This is a genomic window from Stenotrophomonas sp. PS02297, assembly GCF_029959705.1.
GTDB lineage: Bacteria > Pseudomonadota > Gammaproteobacteria > Xanthomonadales > Xanthomonadaceae > Stenotrophomonas > Stenotrophomonas nitritireducens.
Window position 1 is genome coordinate 1 of the sequence record NZ_JASCOS010000016.1, and the last position, 21,670, is coordinate 21,670.

The window sequence follows — 21,670 nt, forward strand, 5'->3', positions numbered from 1 at the left end:
GCGCGGCCCCGCCCCCGGGGGGTGTGGCCCGGCCCGAAACCCCGCCCCCCCCCCCGGGGGGGGGGGGCGGCCACCATCAGCCGGTTCCGGCGTACGAACGAGCGCATCGCCAACAGCCGCGCGGTCCCCGCCGCGCGCGGCGGATAGTGGGCGAGCCAGCGCCGCAGGTCGTCCAGCAGCGACGATACCGAGTCGTAGCGCGCGGCGGGCTCGGCCTGCAGCGCCTTGAGCGCGATCGCATCCAGTCCGTCGCGCAGTTCGCGCAGCAACCGCCGCGGCGTGGTCCTGCGCAGCGCCGCGGCTTCCCGTTGCCGTCCATCCGGCAGTGCCCGCAGGCATCCCGACGGGGGAATGCCGGAGCCGGGTTCCGGACGCACGCCGCAGGCGAGCTCGTACAGCAGCGCGCCAAGCGAGTACACATCGCTGCGCGCATCGATGTCGCCGCCCGGCGCCGCCTGTTCCGGGCTCATGTAGCCGGGCGTGCCGCCGCCCACCGCGTCGGCCGCGCCTTCGGTCTCGATGGCGATGCCGAAGTCGATGATCTTCGGCAGGGGTTGTCCATCGACCGTGGCGACCAGGATGTTGCCCGGTTTCAGATCGCGATGGATGACGCCCTTCTGGTGCGCGTGCTGCACGCCTTCGGCGGCCCTGGCCAGCAGCTCGACGCGCTGGCGCAGGCTCGACGCGTCCTGGTCGCACCATGCGGAGAGCGGCTGCCCGTGGATGTACTCCATCACCAGCCATGCGTGGCCGTCCGCGTCGACGCCGGCGTCATGGATCTGCGCGATGGCGGGGTGCTGCATCTGCGCCAGCAATCGGCACTCGTACTCGAAACGACCGTGGCGGCGCTCGTCCAGCGCAGACGTGTGCACGAGCTTGAGCGCGACCTCGCGCTCATAGGCGCCGTCCGCGCGCCGGGCCAGGTAGACGCGCCCCATGCCCCCCGAGCCGATCAGCCGCTCCACCGCCCACGGGCCGAAGCGCGTCCCGGACGCCACCTCCGCATCGCGGGCCTGCACCACGGCTTTGACCGCCTGCCGCAACGGAGCGCGCAGCCGCGTGGCGTCGGTGTCGGCGACGATCAGCGCCAGCAGCTCGCGCTGCAGCTCCGGGTCGTCGCCGGCATGCGAATGGATGAAGGTGATCCGCTCGGATTCGGGCAGTTCGGTGGCGCGGTGGAACAGGTCGGTCAGACGGTTCCAGGCATCGGCGTTCAGCATGGTATGCGGGGTACAGGCCAGGCATGCAGGGGGCGCGGGCCATGCGCCGGTGCCGCGCGCCTCTGCGGCCGGCCATCCGCCACGCCCCGCGCCTGGCCGGCCATGTCCGAAGGTGGCAGCGGCTTCTCCATCGGGAGCCGATCATACACGGCCGCCCCGCCCCCGATTCCGCCCGGCCGGCAGGAGTCCGGGATGGACAAGGATGGATCCGGTCAGCGCCTGCGCCCCGCTCCCAGCTTGCGGGTGACGGTGTTGCGGCCAAGGCCAAGGCGCGCCGCGGCGTCGCCGCGATGACCATCGGTGGCGGCCAGCGCCGCCTCCAGCAGCACCGCCTCCATGCGTTCGCGCACTTCGGCATGCAGTCCGCTGGCGCCTTCGGCCAGGCGCTGGCGCGCCCACTGCGCCAGTGCCTGGTCCCATTGCGCGGGTGCGGTCGCGGTTCCGCCCACGCGCGCGCGGCCGCCACGGGCCAGCGCCGCATGCACATCGTCCGCGGAAATGGTGTCGGCCACCGCCAGCGCGGCCAGGCGCCAGCACACGTTCTCCAGCTCGCGTACGTTGCCGGGCCAATCGTGCTGGCGCAGCGCCTGTACGGCGGCGGAGGACAGGCGCTTGGGCGGCATGTCGAGGCGGCGCGACGCGCCGGCGAGGAAAGTCGCGGCCAGCCTCGCCACATCGTCCAGCCGTTCGCGCAACGGCGGCAGCCACAACCGCACCATGTCCAGCCGGTGCAGCAGGTCGGCGCGGAAGCGGCCCTGCTCGACCAGCGCCTCCAGGTCCTGGTGGGTAGCGGCGACCACGCGCACGTCGACGTGGATCAGCTCGCGCCCGCCAACGCGGAAGAACTCGCCTTCGGCCAGCACCCGCAGCAGCCGGGTCTGCAGCGGCAGCGGCATGTCGCCGATCTCGTCCAGGAACAGGGTGCCGCCGTGGGCCTGCTCGAAGCGGCCGATGTGGCGCCTGGCCGCGCCGGTGAAGGCGCCGGCTTCGTGGCCGAACAGTTCGCTTTCCAGCAGTTCGGCGGGAATGGCGGCGGTGTTGAGCGCGACGAACGGGCCGCGCGCGCGCGGCGATTCGCGGTGCAGCGCATTGGCCACCAGTTCCTTGCCGGTACCGGTCTCGCCGTTGATCAGCACCGACAGCGGCGCCTGCGCCAACCGCCCGATGGCGCGGAACAGCGCGCGCATGGCCGGGGTGTCGCCGATCAGCTGCGGCGCCTGGCCGCCCTCCGCTGGGGCGCGCGGCGTTTCCACGCGGGCCTCGGGTTCGGGCAGCGCGCGACGCGCCAGTTCCACCGCGTCGTCCAGGTCGAACGGCTTGGACAGGAATTCGTGCGCGCCGCCGCGGAACGCACCGGCGGTGCTGGCCACGTCGGTGTAGGCCGACATCACGATCACCGGCAGCTGCGGATGCGCGGCCTTGAGTTTTTCCAGCAGGACCAGCCCGTCGTCGCCGGGCATGCGCACGTCGGTGAACAGCAGGTCGGGCAGCGGCTGCCGCGCTGATGCGTCGAGCGCCGCCGCGGCGCTGTCGAAACCCTCCACGGTGTAGCCGGCATCGCGCAGCGCGGTGGTCAGGACGAAACGCACCGAACGGTCGTCGTCCACCACCCAGATCGTGGCTGCCGGCGTGGGAACGTCAGGCATCGGCCATCTCCCTGTCCTCGCCGACAGCCGGCAACGGCAGCAGCAGGGTGAACACGGTATGCCCGGGGCGCGAGCGGAAACTCAGCGTGCCGCGGTGTTCGCGCGCCACCTGCTGCGCCAGCGCCAGGCCGAGGCCGGTGCCTTCGGCGCGGCCGCTGACCAGCGGCAGGAACAGGTGCTCGGCCAGATCGTCGGGCACGCCGCGGCCGTCGTCGGCCACTTCCAGGCGCAGCGCCAGCGGCGGGGCATGCTCGGTGACGCGCACCCCATGCTCGACGCGGGTGCGCAGCACGATGCGGGTGGCGCCGGCCTGGATCGCGTTGCGCACCAGGTTGAGCAGCGCCTGGGTCAGGCGGTCGGCGTCGCCGGAAAATTCCGGGATGCTCGGGTCGTAGTCGCGCTGCAGCTGTAATGCCCAGCCGGCCTCGTTCTCGGCCAGGCGCAGCACCCGCTCGAGCGCGGCGTGGATGTTGAGCGGTGCGTGCGGCCGCTGCGGCGCCGGCGACAGCAGCTGTTCGAGCAGGGTGTTGAGGCGTTCGATCTCCGCGCCGATCAGTTCGATCAGTTCGCTTTCGGCGGCATCGCGGTTGCCCGCGCGGCGCGCCAGCAGCTGCGCCGCGCCCTTCAGCCCGGCCAGCGGATTGCGCAGTTCATGGGCCAGCCCCTTGAGCGCGGCGGCGAAGGCGCCGGGCAGCACCTGCGCCGGATCGGGCGCGGCGAACTCATCCACCGGGTGCGCCTCCAGCAGCCAGCCGCCGGCATCCAGCGGCGTCAGCCAGCCCTCGGCGAAACGGGCGCGCTCGCCCGGCAGCGCCAGCGCCAGCCGCGGTAGGCGCTCGGCGTCGGTGCCTTCCCGCTGGCCCAGTCGTTCCGCCAGATCCTCTCCCTGGCTTTCCAGCGAGGCCAGCGGCTGCCCCAGCAGGCGCCGCACGCTGACCCCCAGCCAGCGGCAGAACGCCGGATTCGCCCCGGCGATGCGGCCGTCCGGCGCGGCCCACACCAGGGGCGTGGCCATCATGTCTGGGGTGGGCGGGAATCCGGAATCGCGCATTGCACCAATGTAGTGCAAAGACGGCCGCCCTGCCGATTCCTGCAGGGCCGGCGCCCACCGGTTGCGCCGCCCATCCGGCTCACGTCTCGTAGGCCGATTCGCCATGGCTGCTGATGTCCAGGCCGGTACGCTCGGCCTCTTCGCCCACGCGCAGGCCGACCAGCGCGCGCACCACCAGCAGCGCCAGCGCGGTGGCCAGCGCGCTCCACAGCACGGTGAAGCCGACGCCGACCACCTGCACCCACAGCTGCTGCGCGATATCCAGCCCGGCCCGGGTACCGCCGAGCGACTGCGCGCTGAACACGCCGGTGAGGATCGCGCCGACGATGCCGCCGACACCATGCACGCCGAACACGTCGGCGGTGTCGTCGGCCCGCAGCAGGCGCTTGAGCCCGGTGACGCCCCATACGCAGAGCATGCCGGTGACGAAGCCGATCACGATGGCACCCAGCGGCCCCACCGTGCCGCAGGCGGGCGTCACCCCGACCAGGCCGGCGACCGCGCCCGAGGCCGCGCCCAGCGCCGAGGGATGGCCCTTGGTCGCCGCTTCCACCAGCGTCCAGCCCAGCACCGCCGCCGCGGTGGCCAGCAGGGTATTGAGGAAGGCCAGCGCCGCCACGGTGTCGGCGGCGGCCGCCGAACCGGCGTTGAAGCCGAACCAGCCGACCCACAGCAGCATCGCGCCCAGCCAGGTCAACGGCAGGTTGTGCGGCTTCAAGGCCACCTGTCCGTAGCCCAGGCGCTTGCCGGCGAACCATGCCGCCACCAGTCCCGCCACGCCCGCGTTGATGTGCACCACGGTGCCGCCGGCGAAGTCGATGGCGCCCATCTCGCCCAGCCAGCCGCCGCCCCAGACGGTGTGCGCCACCGGCAGGTAGCCCAGGGTGAACCACAGCGCCGAGAACAGCAGCACCGCGCGGAAGCGGATGCGCTCGGCGAAGGCGCCGACGATCAGGGCGGTGGTGATGCCGGCGAACGTGGACTGGAAGGCCACGAACAGGTAATCCGGCAGGCCGGCGACGGGCGTGTTGCCCACCGATCCCGGGCCGAAGCCGCGGAGGAAGGCGAACTGCGTGAACGAGCCGAACAGCGCATTGCCCGCGCTGAACACCACGCTGTAGCCGTAGGCCACCCACAGCAGCAGCACCAGCGAGAACGCCACCAGCACCTGGCTGAGCACCGACAGCACGTTCTTGGCGCGCACCAGGCCGCCGTAGAACAGCGCCAGCCCGGGTACCACCATCATCAGCACCAGCAGCGTGGAGGTCAGCATCCAGGCCACGTCACCGCGGTCGAACGCGGGCGCGGCTTCCTGCGCCGATGCAGCCAGGGGAAGCATCGCCAGCGCAAGGCCAGCGGGCGCGGATGACAGGCACAGACCACCGACCCGGGCCCTGGGCCCGGTGAAAATTTCCGTTCGCATTGTCGACTCCGGTTGGGGGAAAGCTGCCGGCGACCTGCCGCTGCCCGGCGGCGGCCGCCACCGGAGGACGGGGCGTCAGCGGGTACTCAGAGCGCGTCGGCGCCTGTTTCGCCGGTGCGGATGCGCACCACCTGCTCGAGCGGGGTGACGAAGATCTTGCCGTCGCCGATCTTGCCGGTGCCGGCTGCGGCCTGCAGGGTTTCGATCACCACATCCACGTTGTCGTCGGTGACGGCGGTCTCGATGCGGATCTTGGGCAGGAAATCGACCACGTACTCGGCGCCGCGGTACAGCTCGGTGTGGCCCTTCTGCCGGCCGAAGCCCTTGACCTCGGTGACGGTGATGCCGGATACGCCGGCTGCGCCCAGGGCTTCGCGCACTTCGTCGAGCTTGAACGGGCGGATGATGGCGGAGATCAGTTTCATGCGCGGTTCCCGATGTGGAGGAGGCCGGCCGACGCGGGCCGGCATCGTGTCGTCCATCGGCCAGGGAACGGCCGCTGGCGTTGCTCCGGAGGCGCTGCGGGCCGGTGACGCGGGGACGAAGCTTGGCCCACGCGGCGCGTTTCCGGGTTCTCTTGCCACTGCCTGGATGTTGCCGGGGTTTGCCGCCGGGTGGCGGCGATGGCGAAAGCGGGAGGGAGGGACTTTGCCATCGCCGCCGTTGCCGGCGGCAAGGGAGGGACGGCCGCGCGACGGCGGCCGCCTCGATCAGCAGCCGTAGTACAGCTGGTATTCCAGCGGATGGGTCGCCGCGCGGAACGCGGTGACTTCCTTCATCTTCAGCGCGATGTAGCCGTCGATGAAATCATCGCTCATCACGCCGCCGGCCTTGAGGAACTCGCGGTCCTTGTCCAGGGCTTCCAGCGCCTGGTCGAGCGAGGAGCACACCTGCGGGATCAGCTTCTCTTCTTCCGGCGGCAGGTCGTACAGGTCCTTGTCCGAAGGAGCGCCGGGGTCGATCTGGTTCTTGATGCCGTCCAGGCCGGCCATCATCAGCGCGGTGAAGGTCAGGTAGCCGGACTGGATCGGATCCGGGAAGCGCATCTCGATGCGGCGCGCCTTCGGGTTGGACACCCACGGGATGCGGCACGACGCCGAGCGGTTGCGCGCCGAGTAGGCCAGCATCACCGGCGCCTCGAAACCCGGCACCAGGCGCTTGTAGCTGTTGGTGCCGGCGTTGGCGAAGGCGTTGATGGCGCGGGCGTGCTTGAAGATGCCGCCGATGTACCACAGCGCCATCTGCGACAGGCCGCCGTAGCCGTCGCCGGAGAACAGGTTCTTGCCTTCCTTGGCCAGCGACTGGTGCACGTGCATGCCGCTGCCGTTGTCGCCGACGATCGGCTTGGGCATGAAGCTGGCGGTCTTGCCGTTGCGGTGAGCGACGTTGCGGATCACGTGCTTCATGCGCAGCAGTTCGTCGGCCTTGCTGACCAGCGTGTTGAACTTGGCGCCGATCTCGCACTGGCCGGCATTGGCCACTTCGTGGTGGTGCACTTCGACCTCGATGCCGACCTGCGTCAGCACCTTGCACATCTCGGCGCGGATGTCGTGCAGCGAATCGGTCGGCGGCACCGGGAAGTAACCGCCCTTCACCGCCGGGCGATAGCCGGTGTTGGTGCCGTCGTAGCTCTTGCCGGTGTTCCAGGCGCCTTCCTCGGAGTTGATCTTGAAGAAGGTGTGGCCCATCTCGTTGCCGAACTGCACCGAATCGAAGATGAAGAATTCCGGTTCCGGACCGAAGAAGGCCAGGTCGGCGATGCCGGAGGACTTCAGGTAGGCCTCGGCGCGCTTGGCGATGCCGCGCGGGCAGCGGCCGTAGCCCTGCATGGTGGCCGGGTCGAGCACGTCGCAGGTCAGCACCAGCGTCGGGTCGTTGTAGAACGGGTCGATGTAGGCGGTGTCGGCGTCGGGCAACAGCACCATGTCCGATTCGGCGATGCCCTTCCAGCCGGCCATGGAGCTGCCATCGAACATCTTGCCTTCCTCGAACAACGCCGGCTCGACGATGGAGACCGGGAAGGTCACGTGCTGCTCGATGCCGCGCATGTCGACGAAACGCAGATCGACGAACTCGATCTGGTTGTCCTTGATCAGCTTCTCGATATTTTCCAGGGACATCGGGCAAAACCTCGGATGGAAGTGGCGTGCCTTGATAAGAGCAACTCGCGTGCCAACTTTCGGTGATTCGCAAGCCATTGTTTCCAAAGGAATCCGACGAATCCTTCAGCCCCAAAATGCACCAAATAGGTGCATTTCATGAAAAGACGCACTGCATGGGTGCAGAAAGCTTGATGCTCTATCCTCTGCCGGTCCTTTCCCGGCCCACACCCATGTCCGACCCGATTTCCGCCCTGCTGCTTGGCATCCTCGAAGGCCTCACCGAATTCCTGCCCGTTTCCAGCACCGGCCACCTGCTGATCGCCGAACGCTGGCTCGGCGCCCGCTCGGACTTCTTCAACATCGTCATCCAGGCCGGCGCCATCATCGCCGTCGTCCTGGTGTTCCGGCAGCGCCTGTGGTCGCTGGCCACCGGACTGGGCGAACGCGAGAACCGCGACTACGTGCTCAAGCTGGGCACCGCGTTCCTGGTGACCGCGCTGGTCGGCCTGCCGGTGCGCCTGGCCGGCTGGCAATTGCCCGAGACGGTGACGCCGGTGGCCTGGGCGCTGGTCATCGGCGGCGTGTGGATGCTGCTGGCCGAACGCTGGGCCGAACGCATGCCCGAACGCGACACGGTCACCTGGAAGATCGCCGTCGGCGTGGGCCTGGCGCAGGTGGTGGCCGGCGTGTTCCCGGGCACCTCGCGCTCGGCCGCGGCGATTTTCCTGGCCATGCTGCTGGGCCTGAGCCGGCGCGCGGCCGCGGCCGAGTTCGTGTTCCTGGTCGGCATCCCGACCATGTTCGCGGCCAGCGCCTATGCCTTCCTGGAACTGGCCCGGCACGGCCAGCTGGGCCACCAGGACTGGGGCGATGTCGGCATCGCCTTCGCCGCCGCGGTGATCACCGGTTTCGTGGTGGTGAAGTGGTTGCTGGGCTATATCAAGCACCATCGCTTCACGTGGTTCGCGATATACAGGCTCGCCCTTGGCGCCGCGCTCCTGCTGTTCCTGCCTGCTGGAAACTGAATGCAGCAGACAGCCGGCAACCCCTGCAGCCGGCGTCCTACGTTTCTGCATCCGTTCTTTCCAACTGCGTCCCAAGGAGTACCACATGAAGCGCATCCTGCTGCTGGCCCTGCCCATTGCCCTGATGACCGCCTGCAACAACGCCCCGTCCGCCGCCGAGGGCAATGCCGCGCCCGCGAAGGCGCCAGCGGCCGCGGCGGCGGCGCCCATCGACGGCAAGCTGCTCGGCGCCAACCACTGGGTACTGGATGCCGCCACCGACAGCAGCGGCAAGCGCATCGACGCGCTGTTCGCACGCGCCGACAAGCCGGTCACGCTGGATTTCGCCGATGGCCGCCTTTCCGTGGACAACGCCTGCAACCACATGGGCGGCGGCTACACCCTGGCCGGCAACGAGATGACCGTCTCGCGCATGGCCTCGACGATGATGGCCTGTACCGACCAGGCGCTGATGGCGCTGGACCAGGCCGTGGGCAGCCGCCTGGAAGGCACGCTGAAGATCGACCAGCTCGACGCTGCCACGCTCAAGCTGACCAGCGCCACCGGCGACGTGCTGGCCTTCCGCGGCGAACCGACCGCCGAGACCCGCTACGGCGGTCCGGGCGAAACCGTGTTCCTTGAAGTCGACTCGCGGACCAAGCCCTGTTCGCATCCGCTGATCCGCAACATGCAGTGCCTGCAGGTGCGCGAAGTGCACTACGACGACAAGGGCCTGGAACAGGGCAAGCGCGGCGAGTTCTACAATTTCTACGACAGCATCGAGGGCTATGCCCACGAGGACGGCGTGCGCAACGTGCTGCGGGTCAAGCGCTACGAGGTGAAGAACCCGCCGGCCGACGCCTCCTCGCGCGCCTATGTGCTGGACATGGTGGTCGGCTCGGAAGTGGTGAAGAAGTAACCGGCATCGCCAGTGGTTGAAAACGATGAAGGGCGCCATGCGGCGCCCTTCTTTCCATCCGGCAGGAGCACGATGGGCGTCGTGCAGGTATTCCTGCGACGGCACGTACATCCACGCGCGCGGATTCGAGCTTCCGTGCGGGGCAAGCCCCGCACGTACGGCACCGCTCAACCCAAAGCCGGATTGAGCGTGTAGGTGCCATGCACCGTGGCTTCGGCCAGCACATGGCCGTGCATGGCGCGGTACGCATCGGCAGCGGTGAAATCGCCTTCGACCTGCAGGCGGTCCACGTCCAGCGCGAACAGCCGGAAGAAATACCGGTGCACGCGCTCGTCGTTGAACGGCGGATACGGGCCATCGTAGCCGCGGTACAGGCCAGCCATGTCCGGGTTGCCGGCGAACCAGCCGGTGTAGTCGTTCATGCCCTGGCGCGCGCCCGCCGGGCCCATCGGCGGCTGCTTGCCGCGTGCGCTGAAGCCCTCGCTGCAGCTGCCGGCGGCGATCTCGCGCAGCGACGCGGGAATGTCCACCATCACCCAGTGGATGAAGTCACCGCGCGGCTGCTCCAGCGGGATGGCGACGTCGTCGCGGCCGACCATTTCCGGCACGGTCGGGACATCCGGGTCCACGCAGACCAGCGCGAACGAGCGGGTGCCGTCCGGCACATCGCTCCAGGCCAGCTGCGGGTTGCGGTTCGCGGCGAAGCCGCTGGCGTCGCCGGCGGCGAATCCGGCCGGGATCGGCTGGCCGTTGCCGAAACTCTGGCTGCTCAGTTTCATCTGCCTTCTCCTGATGGGGGCGCCGGCCCATGGCCGGCACCCGCGTGGATCCTGTACTCAGGCTTCGGGATAGCCCAGCCGCACGGCGACCGGGGCCAGGTGCGCGAATTCGGCCGCCAGCACCTGCGCGTACCTGCGCCAATGGCCGCCCTCGATGGTGGCCGGGCCGAGGCTGGGCACCTGCGGGAAGCGCAGGCCGAAGGCCTGTTCCAGCAGATCGCCCATCGCCACCGGGTCGTTGACCGCACCGTCGATGCGCAGGATCAGGTGGGTGTAGAGGTCTTGTTCGTGCAGATCGGCCACCTGTTCCAGCGCGCGCGCCAACCAGCGCGCGGCCTCGTCGGCCGAGGTCAACGCCATCGGCGCCGGCGCGCCCAGCGCCAGCCATTCGACCAGCATGTCGCGCGGGTCGCGCACGGCGATCACCAGGCGGCCTTCCGGCAGCTGCGGGCGCAGCGCCCACAGCAGGGCGTTGTCCCACCACAGCAGCCAGTCGATCACGTTGCCGTCGGCGATGCCGCGCGCCGGCAGGGCATCGCGCCATTGCTGCACGAACTGCGCCGGGCTCAGCGCGTCGTCGGCCAGGCGCTGCAGGGTGTGGAAATTCTGGAAGGCATCGTCCGGCGGATTGGCCCCGAAGCGGTCGCCGCGCAGCACCTGGCTGCTGGCAGCCAGCACCGTCACCACCCGCTCCACGCCCGAGCCCGGCGCGCCCCACACGAACAGCGGCCGCACCGGGTTGTCCTGCGCGACCTGGCCCAGCGGCGGCCATTCGGCCGGAGCCCTGGCCTGCGGCGGCAACGGCAGCCGCGACGGCGCCAGGTCGCCATGCAGGCGCAGCCAGGTGGCCAGCGCCGCGGCCGGTTCGTCGGCACGGTCCTGCACCACGCCCAGCCACACCCGCAGTTCCGGATGCGCGGCTTCCGGGGCGCTGTCGATCAGGGCCTGCACATGGGCGATGGCAGCCGCCGGCTCGCGTGCAAGCAGGGCTTCGACGATGCGCTGCTCGCCACTGACCCGTCCCGGTTCCAGCGCGACGATGCGCCGCGCCACCGCTTCGGCAGCGTCGGCTTCCCCGCTCATGTCGTGCAGGCTCAGGCGCGCTTCCAGCGCCGGCAGGTGGTCGGGCATCGCCGCCAGCCAGCGTTCGACCACCTCCACCGCTTCCGGGCTGCCGACCGGCTCCACCGCCAGTCGCGCCAGCCACAGGTCGTGCAGCTGAGGCTGGGCGGCCAGTGCCGCGTCCAGGTCGGCGCGCGCCTCTTCCTCGCGGCCCAGGCGCTGCCAGGCGACCAGCAACATCTGCAGGGTGGCGCGGTCGCCGGGCAGTTCCGCCAGCAGCGGACGCAGGTATTCCAGCGCCTGCAGCGGCTGGCCCGAGGCCAGTTCCAGCTCGCCGGCCAGCCGGCGCATGCCCAGGGTGTCGCCTTCCGGCGTGGACAGCACCTGGCGCATCACTTCGGCGGCGCGGTCGGGATGGCCCTGGCGCAACGCCAGCTGCACCAGCAGGCCCTGCAGCGCACGGTTGGAGGGATTCAGCTCGACCACGCGGCGGAACGCCTGCTCGGCGAAGGCCAGAAGATCCTTGGCCAGATAGGCGAAGCCCAGCGCGTAGAGCACGCGCGGATCGTCGGGCAGGCGCCGGCTGGCCGCCGACAGCACCGCCAGCGCGCGGTCGGCGTCGCCGCGGCGCAGCGCGACCATGCCTTCGATGGCACCCAGTTCCGGGCTGTCCGGCTCCACGCGCGCGGCCATGCGGCCCAGGCGCTCGGCCTCCTCGATGTCCTCGCGGGCCAGCGCCAGGTGCGCCTGCATCAGGTAGGCGGAGAATTCGTTGGGATTGAGCGCGGTGGTGCGCTCCAGCGCCTGCCCGGCGTCGTCGATGCGGCGCTGGGCCAGCAGCAGGCCGGCGTGCTGCAGGTGCAGGGCGGCATCGTCCGGGGCCAGCGCCAGCGCCTGTTCGAGGCTGGCCTGGGCGGCAGCGGCGTCGCCCTGCTGCTGCAGGGCCAGCGCCAGCCAGCGATGGGCCTGCGGCTGCTGTGGTTCGGCGCCGACCCATTGCCGGGCCGCGGCTACGGCTTCGTCGGTGGCGTTGCGGCGCAGGGCTTGGATGATCGTGTCTTGCATGGCGGTCCGGCGTAGGCGCAAAAAGCCATTGTAGCCGGCGTCCGCGCGCCGCCGTCCTGCGCCGGAACCGGAATGCTCAGGAGCCGACCGGAACCGCCATGGCTTGCGCCGCCCGCTCCATGCCCACCGCGGCGGACAGGCGCTGCGCCACCCAGCGTTCGGAGAAGCCGTCGCCGCGCAGGTTCTCGATGAAGCCGCAGTGCCCGCCCCAGCGTGCGATCTCCAGCCGCGCGTGCGCCGGCAGGCGCCAGTGGCGGAAAGTGGTGAACGGGATCACCGGATCGTCGCGCGCCATCAGGATGTCCGCCGGCACCTGCAGCGCGGACAGGCGCTGCCCGGCGATCGAATAACCGTCGAAATAGTCCTGCAGCGTGGCGAAGGCGGTATGCCTCTGGACCAGCCAGCCGGTCAGCGCGCGGATGTCCAGCTTCAGCACCGCGTCGTCGCAGTCGGCCAGTTCGGGGAACAGTTCGCGCTTGCGCCGCAGCGAGCCGGTCCATTTGCGGCGGAAATACCAGTCGTACATCGCCGGGCCGCGCTCGATGCTGTCCATGGTCAGCGCCGGGTCCAGCACCGGGCATACCGCCGCCACGTGCCGCAGCGGCACGCCGGCGGCGGGCGCGTGCAGGGCCAGGCGCAGCACGAAGTTGCCGCCCAGCGAATAGCCCGCCGCCACCAGCGGCAGGCCGGGGAAACGGCTCGCCACGTCGCCGGCGGCCTGCACCACTTCGCCGATGCGGCAGGAATGGAAGATGCCCGGATTGAGGTGATGGGTATTGCCGTGGTCGCGGAAATTCAGCCGCACCACGTCGAAGCCCCGTTCGAGCATGCGCGCGGCGGTCATGCGCATGTAGCTGGATTCGGCGCTGCCCTCCCAGCCATGCAGCAGCAGCGCCAGGCCGACCGGGGCATTGCCCGGCAGGCGGCTGTGCCAGGCCTGCAGGCGCACGCCGTCGCCACCGTCGAGGATCAGTTCGCGGGTAACCGCGCCGCTGGACGCAAGCAACCGCTGGCCATGGCGCAGGCGCACGCCGCTGGACGCCAGCATCGACTGCAGGTGCGGATTGCGCAGCCAACGCGGCGGCTGGTACTGGGCGGCGCTCAACATGGCGCTCATGCTGCGCGCTCCCGGCGGGAGAAGGCGTGAACCGCCAGCGTCGGCCGGCAGCCCCTCACGAGCGGCCTGCAGCGCCGCCCGGCAGCCGCGCGCACGCGGGACACGAGGGCGTTCCGGGCATCGCATGCGGCTTGCAGGACGAACGCCACGGAAACACGCCGTTACGGACCTTCCATCGCCGCCACGATGCGCGCGCGCGAAGTCTCGGCGATGCGCCGGCGCCCTTCCAGGTCGTGGCTGCCGACCGGCTCGAGGAAATGCACCTCGGCACGCCGCGCCGGCTCGCCCAGCAGGCGCAGGAAGTTGCCGAAGAAGCTCTCGCCCGGCGCGAACGCGACCCGCGTCTGCGCGTCGCCGCGCACGCCGTAACGCAGCGCCACCGGCTGCACCGGCACGCCGGTCTCGACTGCGGCCTGGAAGATGCGCGCATGGAACGGGCCGACCTCGTGTCCGCCACGGGTGCGGCCTTCCGGGAATACCGCCACCGGCCGGCCCTCGCGCAGCCGGTTGGCCATTTCCTCCATCACCCCGCCCAGCGACTCGGTGTTGCCGCGCTGGTGGTAGATGGTGTGGCCGCGGCTGGCCAGCCAGCCGACCAGCGGCCAGCCGGCGATCTCGCGCTTGGCGACGAAGCCGACCATCTTCTGGCTGTGGATCATGCTGATGTCGACCCAGCCGACATGGTTGGCGACGAACAGCACCGCCCCCGGCAGCGGCTGGCCGCGGCGGCGCAGGCGGAAGCCGAAGATCCACATCAGCCCGCCCGACCACCAGCGCACCACCTTGTGTTCCAGCGGGTCGGCAGCCGTGCCGAGGCGGCCGAACGGCGGCGCCATCAGCAGCAGGATCAGCGGCAGGAAGACCACGACGTGGACCAGCAGCAGCGGCACGCGGTACAGATAGCGGAACGCACGCGCCACGCTGCCCGGGCGGGCGGGACGGGGGGAAGTCATCCGCGCACGATACCGGATGCGGTCCGGCTTCCGCCAGCGGACCGACAGCGCCTGCGCGCTGTCACCCGCACACGCAGGCAACGCGGTATAAATCCGTTCACGCCTTCAGGGGAGCGGAAACATGGAGCGGTTATCGCGGTCGCTGGCCGGGGACATGCTGCCCCTGTTCTCGGCGGCGCTGGAACAGGTCGACAGCGGCGTGATCCTGTTCGATGCCCAGAACCGCATCGTGCATTTCAACAAGGCCATGGAAGTCCTGTCCGGCTGGCCGTGCGCCGAGGCGGTGGGCCGCAACCTGGGCATCCTCGCGCCTGCGGCCATGCGCGAACGCTATGACAGCGACCTGCATCCGGGCTCGGCCAACCGCGTGCGGGAACTGGCCAGCCAACCGCGCGACGTGCAGCTGGTGCGCAAGGACGGGCAGATGCGCTGGATCAGCGTGTCGCTGGCACAGACGCCCGGCGCGGACGGCCAGCTGCACATGGCTTTCATCCGCGACGTGACCGCCCGGCGCCAGCGCCAGGAACGCGAGCGGCTGCTTTCGCTCGGCTTCGACGAGACCCAGAGCGCGGTCCTCATCGCCGACGCGCGCGGCCGTGTCGTGCATCTGAACAAGGGCTTCTGCCGGCTGTTCGGTTTCGATGCCAGCCAGGCCCTGCGCCGCCATGTCGCAAGGCTGCTGGTGCCGGACCGCCCGCGCCGCCGCGCGGTACTGGCCCATGCCAAGCGCCTGCTGGCCGGCGACCCGGTGTGCTGCGACGAGCGCGTGGCCTGCCGCGACGGCCGCCCGCTATGGTGCTCGATCAGCATCAACCCGATCTTCGACGACTACGGCACGCTGGCCAACCTGGTCATCGTGCTGATGGACATCACCCACACCAAGGTGCACGAGGTACTGCAGCACCGGATGCTGGACGCGCTGGTGCGCGAGGTGCCCACCAGCGAGGTGATGCAGATGATGTGCCGCGACGTGGAGCAGACCGCGCCGCAGGTGCTGTGCTCGGTGTTGCGGGTGGAGGACGGGCGGCTGCGCACCCTGGCCGCGCCCAGCCTGCCCGAAGCCTATACGCGGCAGGTGGACGGCATACCGGTCGGCCCCGGCGTGGGCAGCTGCGGCACGGCCGCGCATACCGGACAGATGGTGGTGGCGCGCGACATCGCGCTGGATCCGAACTGGCAGGGCATCAGCCACCTGGCGCTGGAACATGGGCTGGCGGCGTGCTGGTCCACGCCGATCAAGGCCAGCGACGGCCGCGTGCTGGGCACCTTCGCCTTCTATTACCGCCACCCGCACGAACCCGACGCCTTCCATCGCCGCCTGGTCGAAGTGATAGTGCACCTGTGCGCGCTGGCGCTGGAGCGCGAGGAAGCGCGCAACCGCATCCGCCGGCTGGCCTTCTACGACGACCTGACCGGCCTGCCCAACCGCAACCTGCTGCACGCCCAGACCGACCAGGCGATCGCCACGGCAGGTGCTGCCGGCCAGGCGCTGGCGGTGCTGTTCATCGACCTGGACCGGTTCAAGCAGATCAACGACTCGTTCGGCCATCCGGGCGGCGACCAGCTGCTGCGCGCGGTCTCGCGCCGCCTGCAGGACGAGGCCGGCACGGCCGACATCGTCGGCCGCCTGTCCGGCGACGAGTTCGTGATGGTGCTCAGCTCCTGCGATGCGCAAGTGGCCGGCGAACGCGCCGAGCGCATCCTGCGCCGGCTGTCGCTGCCGCTGCAGTTGGACGATGTGCAGATCCGGCCGTCGGCCAGCGTCGGCATCAGCATGTTCCCGCACGACGGCCATGACACCGAGACCCTGCTGCACCATGCCGACATGGCCATGTACCAGGCCAAGAACAGCGGCCGCAACGGCGCGCGCTTCTATTCCCGGGAAATGGACCACAACGCGCAGGAACGGCTGGCGCTGGAGACGGCGCTGCGCGAAGCGGTCGAACGGCGCCAGCTGCACCTGCATTACCAGCCGCAGGTCGGCATCGGCGATGGCTGCCTGCGCGGCGTGGAGGCGCTGGCACGCTGGCGGCACCCGCACCTGGGCGATGTATCGCCGATGCGGTTCATTCCGCTGGCCGAGGAATGCGGCCTGATCGGCGACATCGGCCACTGGGTATTGGAGGAAGCCTGCGCGCAGCTGGCGCGGTGGCGGCGCGCCGGGCTGGAGGTACCGTCGGTGGCGGTGAACCTGTCGCCCACCAACTTCCACGACCTGGAACTGCCGCTGCGGATCGAACAGGTGCTGCGGCGCGAAGCGCTGGCGCCGGGCGACCTGACCGTGGAGATCACCGAGGACGTGCTGCTGGACACCGACCCCAGCACCCTGCGCACGCTGCATGCGGTGCACGCGCTGGGCGTGCGCCTGTCGATGGACGACTTCGGCACCGGCTACTCCAGCCTGAGCTACCTGCGCCTGCTGCCGATCAGCGAACTCAAGCTGGACCGCAGCTTCGTCCGCGGCATCGAGAGCGACGAAGTGGCCAGCGCCCTGACCCGGGCCATCGCCCATATCGGCCAGAGCCTGCGGCTGACGGTGGTTGCCGAGGGCGTGGAAAGCGCCGAACAGCTGCGCCTGCTCGGCGAACAGGGCTACTGCATCGCGCAGGGCTACCATTTCACGCCGGCCCTGCCGGCGCCCGAACTGGAATCCTGGATACGCGGGCGCATGCCGGCGATCCGCACCGCACAGGCGTAACGCGGGGCAACGCCCCGCTGAAGCCCTACCGGCAAAGCCCCGCCGGGCGCTGCCCGGCGCTACAGGGCTCGCGTGGCCGGCCTTCGTGTAGAGCGGGGCGACGCCCCGCTGCGGACTTCCCACCGGCCATGCGCCGTCGCCACCATCCGCTCAGGCCGGCACCACCGCCAGGGTCAGGCGCGAAATGCATACCGGCTTGCCGGCCTCGTTCTCGATGCGGATTTCCCAGACCTGGGTGGTGCGCCCGACATGCAGCGCACGGGCGGTGCCGGTGACCATGCCGGAGCGGACCGCGCGCAGATGGTTGGCGTTGATTTCCAGGCCCACGCAGACCTGGCTGGCGGTATCCACGCACAGGTTGCCGGCACTGCTGCCCAGCGTCTCGGCCAGCACGACCGAGGCACCGCCATGAAGCAGGCCATATGGCTGGCGGGTACGCTCGTCCACCGGCATGGTCGCCTGCAGCCAGTCCTCGCCGGCGCCGGTGAAGACGATGCCGAGGTGGTCGATCAGGGTGCCCCGGCTGAGGCGGTTGAGTTCGTCCAGTGAAACGGGTGCGCGGAAAGCCATGTCGATGACCATTGTGGAATCGGCGTCAGTTTAAAGCGCGGCGCCGCGGCCGGGTTCAAGCGAACAGATCGTCCTGCGGCGGCGGATAGACCAGCCGGCCATCGAGCAGGCGCGCGGTGTCGGTCAGCATGTGTGCCTGCGCATGGCTGGCGTCGAGGATGTGCAGCACGTCGATGCCGCGCACGGTGAGCACATCGGCGATCAGGCGGCGGTGGCAGCGCCACCACACCGCTTCGGCGCACATCAGCGCGGTGCGGCGGCGCGCGGCCAGTTCCAGCAGCAGCGCCAGGCCTTCGGCGAACTCGACGCTGTCCAGGTGGTCTGGCATAGCCCTGGAAGGCGGCGTTGCGCCAGGCGCGGTTGGGCGAGCCCGGCAGCGCGCGGCGGCGTCCGCCCAGTTGCGGCAGCCAGAGGTAATCCAAGCCCGCGACCGGCAGCGTGTTGGCCATCGCCTCGCCGGCGAACCAGGGATAGCGCCGCGAGCCGGGAAAGCGGCGCACGTCGGCCACGGCCTGGATGCCGTACCCGGCCAGCAGGGCGAGGAACCCGTCCCAGTCGCGGGTGGAGTGGCCGATGGTCCAGATCGTGGCGACACCGGCCATGTCAGCCGATCTTCTCCAGCACCGCGCCGCGATGCAGGGCGATGTGCTCGGTGCGGTCGCTGCGGATCTCGTACTGCGGGTCGTCCTCGCTGCAGCGGTGCATGTGGCCCTTGTACGGCGTATCGCGGACATGGACCTTGATGACGTGGCCGCTGACGCGGCCGGCCTCGGAATTCCAGCGGACGTGGTCGCCGACTTTGAAAGCGTGGCTCATGCCGGGTCTCCGTGCGGGAAAGTGTCGTCATTGCAGCCGAAGCCGCGTCCACGTCCCGTGTGCATGCGCGCTACAGGATCGGCACCAGCCCGGCGCCGAACGCGGTCAGCATGCGCACCAGCAGCCATTTCGGGCCGACGTCGACCTCGGGGAAATCGCCCACCGGCGCATAGCAGCGGCGGAAGTCCGGATCGTGCCGCGACAGCGGGAGCGGACACTCCGGCCCCGGCTGGAATTCGTAGTTGGTAGCGTAGCGCCACGGCCAGACATCGAGGATGGGCAGGGCTTCGGACGCCTTGCCCAGGCTGTAGTTCAGGCCCGAGAACACCGGCGCCTTCTCCCGCGACGCCACGACCCAGGCGTTGGCCGGCTCGATGTCGCGCAGGATGCTCTGCGCCAGCCGCTCGGCGAAAACCGGATCGTCGATGATCACCGCGCCTTCGGTGTTGTAGTTCTCGCTGCGCGGATCGAAGTTGTGGGTGCCGACCACGCCGATGCGGCGGTCCACCACCAGCGACTTGGCGTGCAGGCCCATGCGCGCGCCGCGCCGGGTCACCGGCAGCGGCCGGTTCGCCGCCTTGCTGCCGAGGAACGAGGGCCGCGTCTCGGTACGCAGCACTTCGCGCTCGACCTCGCTGCCGTCCGCGCCCGCGCGGCGCCCGAAGCCGCTGCCGCGCACGTTGCTGCCGGCCGCGCTCTCGCCGATCACGCGATCCGGCGCAGGCGCAGGCGCCTCGTCCAGCGCCGCGGACAGCAGGTTGGCCGGCGCTACCGGCGCGTCCAGCGGGAACGGCTTGTATTCGTAGACATCGAAGCCCAGCACGCGCAGGTTGCGGCGCTTGTACTTGTAGGCCATGGCATAGACGATCGGGTTGTCCGTCGCCGCCAGGCTGTTGGTGGACACCACCACCCGCGGCGGCGCCTGCCGCGCGCGCAGGTCCTTGAACAGTTTCTGCGCCGGCTTGGACAGCACCAGATAGGGCGTCTGCAGCAGCACTTCGGACTTCGCGCCGGAGATGAGTGCGTCCAGCCGCGGCTCGGTCGCCTGCACCGGCTGCTCGCGGCGGTGCTTGCGCGGCAGGTCGGCGACATAGGCCACCGACCGTACCGGCAGCGCGGCATCGACGAAGGCCTCGGCGACGAACGCCGCGTCGGCGGCCTCGGCGGCGGCGCGCGCCACCCGCTCCGGACGCCGGAAGTGCGCTTCCGGCAGTGGCGGCACACCCTGCTTCAGCAGGGTCCGGCCGACGTCGTTGAGGCGTTCGGCCGGTACGCTGCGGCGCGCCTCCCAGAAAGCCTGGAAGTTGGCCGCCATCGCGCGCGCCTCGGGGCCGGCGACGACCACGTCGCGGTCGCGGAAGTTGTACTCGCTGTCCCAGTCGTAATAGTCGTCCTGGTAATTGCGGCCGCCAACCACGCCGATGACGTCGTCCACCACCAGCAGCTTGTTGTGCATGCGCTGGTTGAAGCGCCGGAAGCAGCACAGCACGCTGCCGGCATAGTCGAAATAGTTGAGCTTGGCCTTGCCGAAGGTGGGGTTGTAGACGCGCAGCTCGAAGTTGGCGTGCGCGCCGGACAGCGCGCCGAGCATCTGCAGGTCGGAGATAGCCGAGAGCTGGTCGATCAGCACCCGTACCTTGACCCCGCGCCGGGCCGCGTCCAGCAGCGCATCGATGATCATGCGCGCGCTGTCGTCGGTATCGAAGATGTAGGTCTGCAGGTCGACGCTGCGGCTGGCGCTGCGGATCAGGTTCAGGCGCGCCACCAGCGACAGCTCGCCCTCGTCCACCAGCGTCGCGTAGTGCCGCGGCGCGCCGGCGGCAGTGGAATCGGCGATGGCCCGTGCGCCCAGCGCGCGCAGCGGCGAATCCAGCGCGCAGCGGTTGGCGCGGTCGCAGTCCAGCGCGGTGGAGCGGGCGGCCACGGCGATGCCCTGCGCGCGCTCGCGCTGCTGCGGCGACAGCGACACGCAGCCGCCGGCCAGCAGGGCCGAGCCCAGCAACAGGAGACGGAGCAGCAGGTTCACGATTCGGGGGCGCCGACCAGGCGCGTACGCAGTATGAAAGTCACTCGGTCACTCAGGGCGATCTGCCAGCTGTCCATGCCGTAACGACCGCGCAGGACGGTACCCCGGCTGACAAGATCGCAATCATAGCCGGGGCGTGCGCATTCAGGCTCCTCCAGGTGCAGGACCTCGCGCCGGCTGATGCCGCGGATGGTCAATCGCCCCTGCACGTCGCCCCCGCGCTCGACGATGTCCGGTTCATAGGGGTCGGACTCGAACTCGACCAGCGGGTGCCGCTGCGCGTCGAAGAATTCCTCGCCGCGCATCCAGCCGGTGTAGCGCGGCTTTCCCGGAATCTCGACGTACTGGGTGAACATGCGCAGGCGCACCTGGTGGCGGCCATCGGGCAGCACCGTGATCCAGCCGTCGAAGCGCGGAAACTCGCCCTCGATCTTCTGCCCGAAGCGGGTGCGTATTTCGAAACCGAAGCGCGAATGGGTGGTATCGAACTGCAGCGGCTGCGCCGCGGATGCCGCGCCCGTCGCCGCCAGCCATGTCAGCAGCAGTCCACAACGCACCCACCGCATGCGCTCAGCCCCTGTCCACGGCCTTGGGGCGGCGTACCGCCACGCCCCCGGAAGCACGCCCGGTCACTCTCCGCTCCGCATGTCCGGGCACCCGGGTCATGCCGGCCGGCACGCCCCGCGCTCGGCCAAGGGCCGCGGGCCGGGGCTCGCGACGGGCCGCGACCATGTGCTCAGGGCCACCAGAACGCGGCCAGGCGGGCGATGCCCGGTTCGATGGCCGCCGCCATCGGCAGCGACAGCACCGCCACCGAGGCGGTGGGCATGCCACGGTAGTCGCCGGACTGGCCGCTGTGCATCAGCGCCACCAGCCGCTCCATGCCCGGGTTGTGGCCGACCAGCAGCAGGCGCTCGACCTCCCGGTGCTCGTCCACCAGCGCGGCGAGGGTGCCGGGCGTGGCGTCGTAGATCCGCTCTTCCAGCCGCTGCTCGACGTAGCCGGTCAGCGACAGCACCGCCTCCAGCGTTTCGCGCGCGCGCCGCGCCGGCGAGCACAGCACCCGGTCCGGCACCAGCCGCTGCTCCTGCAGCCAGCGGCCGGCTGCCTCGGCCTCGGCCAGGCCATGCGGGGAAAGCGGACGGTCGATGTCGGCCAGGCCATTGTCGGCCGGCTCGGCGTGGGCATGTCGCAGCAGAATCAGTTCACGCATGAGGGT

The 21,670-nt window shown here is 70.3% G+C and carries 18 protein-coding genes and 1 pseudogene; 3 read left to right on the forward strand and 16 right to left on the reverse strand.

The genetic code is table 11. The features are described 5' to 3' along the window. The 6 genes from QMX80_RS05775 to glnA all read right to left on the reverse strand — a co-directional run. Nucleotides 1–1,220 (reverse strand): serine/threonine-protein kinase (locus QMX80_RS05775; protein WP_282275828.1); only part of this gene is annotated, 1,220 nt, incomplete at its 3' end. 212 nt (nucleotides 1,221–1,432) lie between these two features. Continuing rightward, on the reverse strand, nucleotides 1,433–2,866 hold the full coding sequence (gene ntrC / locus QMX80_RS05780; protein ID WP_282275829.1) for a nitrogen regulation protein NR(I): 1,434 nt from the start codon (nucleotides 2,864–2,866) through the stop codon (nucleotides 1,433–1,435). Then, complete coding sequence (locus tag QMX80_RS05785) at nucleotides 2,859–3,917, reverse strand: ATP-binding protein (RefSeq protein ID WP_282275831.1); 1,059 nt, start codon at nucleotides 3,915–3,917, stop codon at nucleotides 2,859–2,861. Before QMX80_RS05785 ends, ntrC begins: the two co-directional genes overlap by 8 nt. A gap of 79 nt (nucleotides 3,918–3,996) precedes the next feature. Continuing rightward, nucleotides 3,997–5,340 (reverse strand): ammonium transporter, encoded by a 1,344-nt coding sequence (gene amt / locus QMX80_RS05790; RefSeq protein WP_282275833.1) that lies wholly within the window; start codon nucleotides 5,338–5,340, stop codon nucleotides 3,997–3,999. 86 nt (nucleotides 5,341–5,426) lie between these two features. After that, nucleotides 5,427–5,765, reverse strand: a complete 339-nt coding sequence (locus tag QMX80_RS05795; RefSeq protein WP_282275834.1) for a P-II family nitrogen regulator — start codon at nucleotides 5,763–5,765, stop codon at nucleotides 5,427–5,429. A gap of 285 nt (nucleotides 5,766–6,050) precedes the next feature. Then, entirely contained in the window at nucleotides 6,051–7,460 is a 1,410-nt protein-coding gene (gene glnA / locus QMX80_RS05800) for a type I glutamate--ammonia ligase (RefSeq protein WP_055772805.1), read from the reverse strand. Between the two features lie 212 nt (nucleotides 7,461–7,672). On the opposite strand from glnA, the gene QMX80_RS05805 reads away from it, so the two are divergent. Further along, nucleotides 7,673–8,467 (forward strand): undecaprenyl-diphosphate phosphatase, encoded by a 795-nt coding sequence (locus QMX80_RS05805; protein WP_055772802.1) that lies wholly within the window; start codon nucleotides 7,673–7,675, stop codon nucleotides 8,465–8,467. An 85-nt stretch (nucleotides 8,468–8,552) separates the two neighbouring features. Further along, the gene (locus tag QMX80_RS05810) at nucleotides 8,553–9,365 is read left to right on the forward strand and encodes an META and DUF4377 domain-containing protein (protein WP_282275836.1); all 813 of its coding nucleotides are present in this window, start codon (nucleotides 8,553–8,555) and stop codon (nucleotides 9,363–9,365) included. A gap of 167 nt (nucleotides 9,366–9,532) precedes the next feature. On the opposite strand, the gene QMX80_RS05815 is transcribed toward QMX80_RS05810, so the two are convergent. From QMX80_RS05815 to QMX80_RS05830, 4 genes are all read right to left on the reverse strand, one after another. Further along, nucleotides 9,533–10,144 carry a YbhB/YbcL family Raf kinase inhibitor-like protein gene (locus QMX80_RS05815; protein WP_273084753.1) on the reverse strand — a complete coding sequence of 204 codons (612 nt, stop codon included), beginning with the start codon at nucleotides 10,142–10,144 and terminating at the stop codon, nucleotides 9,533–9,535. Nucleotides 10,145–10,201: 57 nt separating this feature from the next. Beyond that, nucleotides 10,202–12,271: a tetratricopeptide repeat protein gene (locus QMX80_RS05820; RefSeq protein WP_055772793.1), complete on the reverse strand. Its 2,070-nt coding sequence runs from the start codon at nucleotides 12,269–12,271 to the stop codon at nucleotides 10,202–10,204. A 76-nt stretch (nucleotides 12,272–12,347) separates the two neighbouring features. After that, nucleotides 12,348–13,376, reverse strand: coding sequence for an alpha/beta fold hydrolase (locus QMX80_RS05825; RefSeq protein WP_200911413.1), 1,029 nt, complete (start codon nucleotides 13,374–13,376; stop codon nucleotides 12,348–12,350). Between the two features lie 173 nt (nucleotides 13,377–13,549). Then, nucleotides 13,550–14,341, reverse strand: coding sequence for a lysophospholipid acyltransferase family protein (locus QMX80_RS05830; RefSeq protein WP_055772790.1), 792 nt, complete (start codon nucleotides 14,339–14,341; stop codon nucleotides 13,550–13,552). 121 nt (nucleotides 14,342–14,462) lie between these two features. Here QMX80_RS05830 and QMX80_RS05835 point away from each other — a divergent pair, with 121 nt between their 5' ends. Continuing rightward, the gene (locus QMX80_RS05835) at nucleotides 14,463–17,039 is read left to right on the forward strand and encodes an EAL domain-containing protein (RefSeq protein WP_282275841.1); all 2,577 of its coding nucleotides are present in this window, start codon (nucleotides 14,463–14,465) and stop codon (nucleotides 17,037–17,039) included. Between the two features lie 150 nt (nucleotides 17,040–17,189). Here QMX80_RS05835 and QMX80_RS05840 read toward each other — a convergent pair whose 3' ends face one another. From QMX80_RS05840 to QMX80_RS05865, 6 genes and pseudogenes are all read right to left on the reverse strand, one after another. Further along, nucleotides 17,190–17,609, reverse strand: a complete 420-nt coding sequence (locus QMX80_RS05840; protein WP_055773101.1) for a hotdog fold thioesterase — start codon at nucleotides 17,607–17,609, stop codon at nucleotides 17,190–17,192. A gap of 55 nt (nucleotides 17,610–17,664) precedes the next feature. Further along, a pseudogene (locus QMX80_RS05845) lies at nucleotides 17,665–18,211 on the reverse strand (DUF488 domain-containing protein). Between the two features lies 1 nt (nucleotide 18,212). Next, nucleotides 18,213–18,425, reverse strand: coding sequence for a DUF2945 domain-containing protein (locus QMX80_RS05850; RefSeq protein ID WP_055772782.1), 213 nt, complete (start codon nucleotides 18,423–18,425; stop codon nucleotides 18,213–18,215). 70 nt (nucleotides 18,426–18,495) lie between these two features. Then, the gene (locus QMX80_RS05855) at nucleotides 18,496–20,451 is read right to left on the reverse strand and encodes a phospholipase D family protein (protein WP_282275848.1); all 1,956 of its coding nucleotides are present in this window, start codon (nucleotides 20,449–20,451) and stop codon (nucleotides 18,496–18,498) included. Further along, nucleotides 20,448–21,017, reverse strand: coding sequence for a YceI family protein (locus QMX80_RS05860; protein ID WP_055772775.1), 570 nt, complete (start codon nucleotides 21,015–21,017; stop codon nucleotides 20,448–20,450). Before QMX80_RS05860 ends, QMX80_RS05855 begins: the two co-directional genes overlap by 4 nt. 170 nt (nucleotides 21,018–21,187) lie before the next feature. After that, complete coding sequence (locus tag QMX80_RS05865; RefSeq protein ID WP_055772772.1) at nucleotides 21,188–21,664, reverse strand: histidine phosphatase family protein; 477 nt, start codon at nucleotides 21,662–21,664, stop codon at nucleotides 21,188–21,190. Nucleotides 21,665–21,670: the final 6 nt, after the last annotated feature.

Excerpts from the sequence above, each read along its gene's own strand:
- ntrC (WP_282275829.1), bottom strand. The coding sequence starts at position 2,866 with ATGCCTGACGTTCCCACGCCGGCAGCCACGATCTGGGTGGTGGACGAC.
- QMX80_RS05785 (WP_282275831.1), bottom strand. The coding sequence starts at position 3,917 with ATGCGCGATTCCGGATTCCCGCCCACCCCAGACATGATGGCCACGCCC.
- amt (WP_282275833.1), bottom strand. The coding sequence starts at position 5,340 with ATGCGAACGGAAATTTTCACCGGGCCCAGGGCCCGGGTCGGTGGTCTG.
- QMX80_RS05795 (WP_282275834.1), bottom strand. The coding sequence starts at position 5,765 with ATGAAACTGATCTCCGCCATCATCCGCCCGTTCAAGCTCGACGAAGTG.
- glnA (WP_055772805.1), bottom strand. The coding sequence starts at position 7,460 with ATGTCCCTGGAAAATATCGAGAAGCTGATCAAGGACAACCAGATCGAG.
- QMX80_RS05805 (WP_055772802.1), top strand. The coding sequence starts at position 7,673 with ATGTCCGACCCGATTTCCGCCCTGCTGCTTGGCATCCTCGAAGGCCTC.
- QMX80_RS05810 (WP_282275836.1), top strand. The coding sequence starts at position 8,553 with ATGAAGCGCATCCTGCTGCTGGCCCTGCCCATTGCCCTGATGACCGCC.
- QMX80_RS05815 (WP_273084753.1), bottom strand. The coding sequence starts at position 10,144 with ATGAAACTGAGCAGCCAGAGTTTCGGCAACGGCCAGCCGATCCCGGCC.
- QMX80_RS05820 (WP_055772793.1), bottom strand. The coding sequence starts at position 12,271 with ATGCAAGACACGATCATCCAAGCCCTGCGCCGCAACGCCACCGACGAA.
- QMX80_RS05830 (WP_055772790.1), bottom strand. The coding sequence starts at position 14,341 with ATGACTTCCCCCCGTCCCGCCCGCCCGGGCAGCGTGGCGCGTGCGTTC.
- QMX80_RS05835 (WP_282275841.1), top strand. The coding sequence starts at position 14,463 with ATGGAGCGGTTATCGCGGTCGCTGGCCGGGGACATGCTGCCCCTGTTC.
- QMX80_RS05840 (WP_055773101.1), bottom strand. The coding sequence starts at position 17,609 with ATGGCTTTCCGCGCACCCGTTTCACTGGACGAACTCAACCGCCTCAGC.
- QMX80_RS05850 (WP_055772782.1), bottom strand. The coding sequence starts at position 18,425 with ATGAGCCACGCTTTCAAAGTCGGCGACCACGTCCGCTGGAATTCCGAG.
- QMX80_RS05860 (WP_055772775.1), bottom strand. The coding sequence starts at position 21,017 with ATGCGGTGGGTGCGTTGTGGACTGCTGCTGACATGGCTGGCGGCGACG.
- QMX80_RS05865 (WP_055772772.1), bottom strand. The coding sequence starts at position 21,664 with ATGCGTGAACTGATTCTGCTGCGACATGCCCACGCCGAGCCGGCCGAC.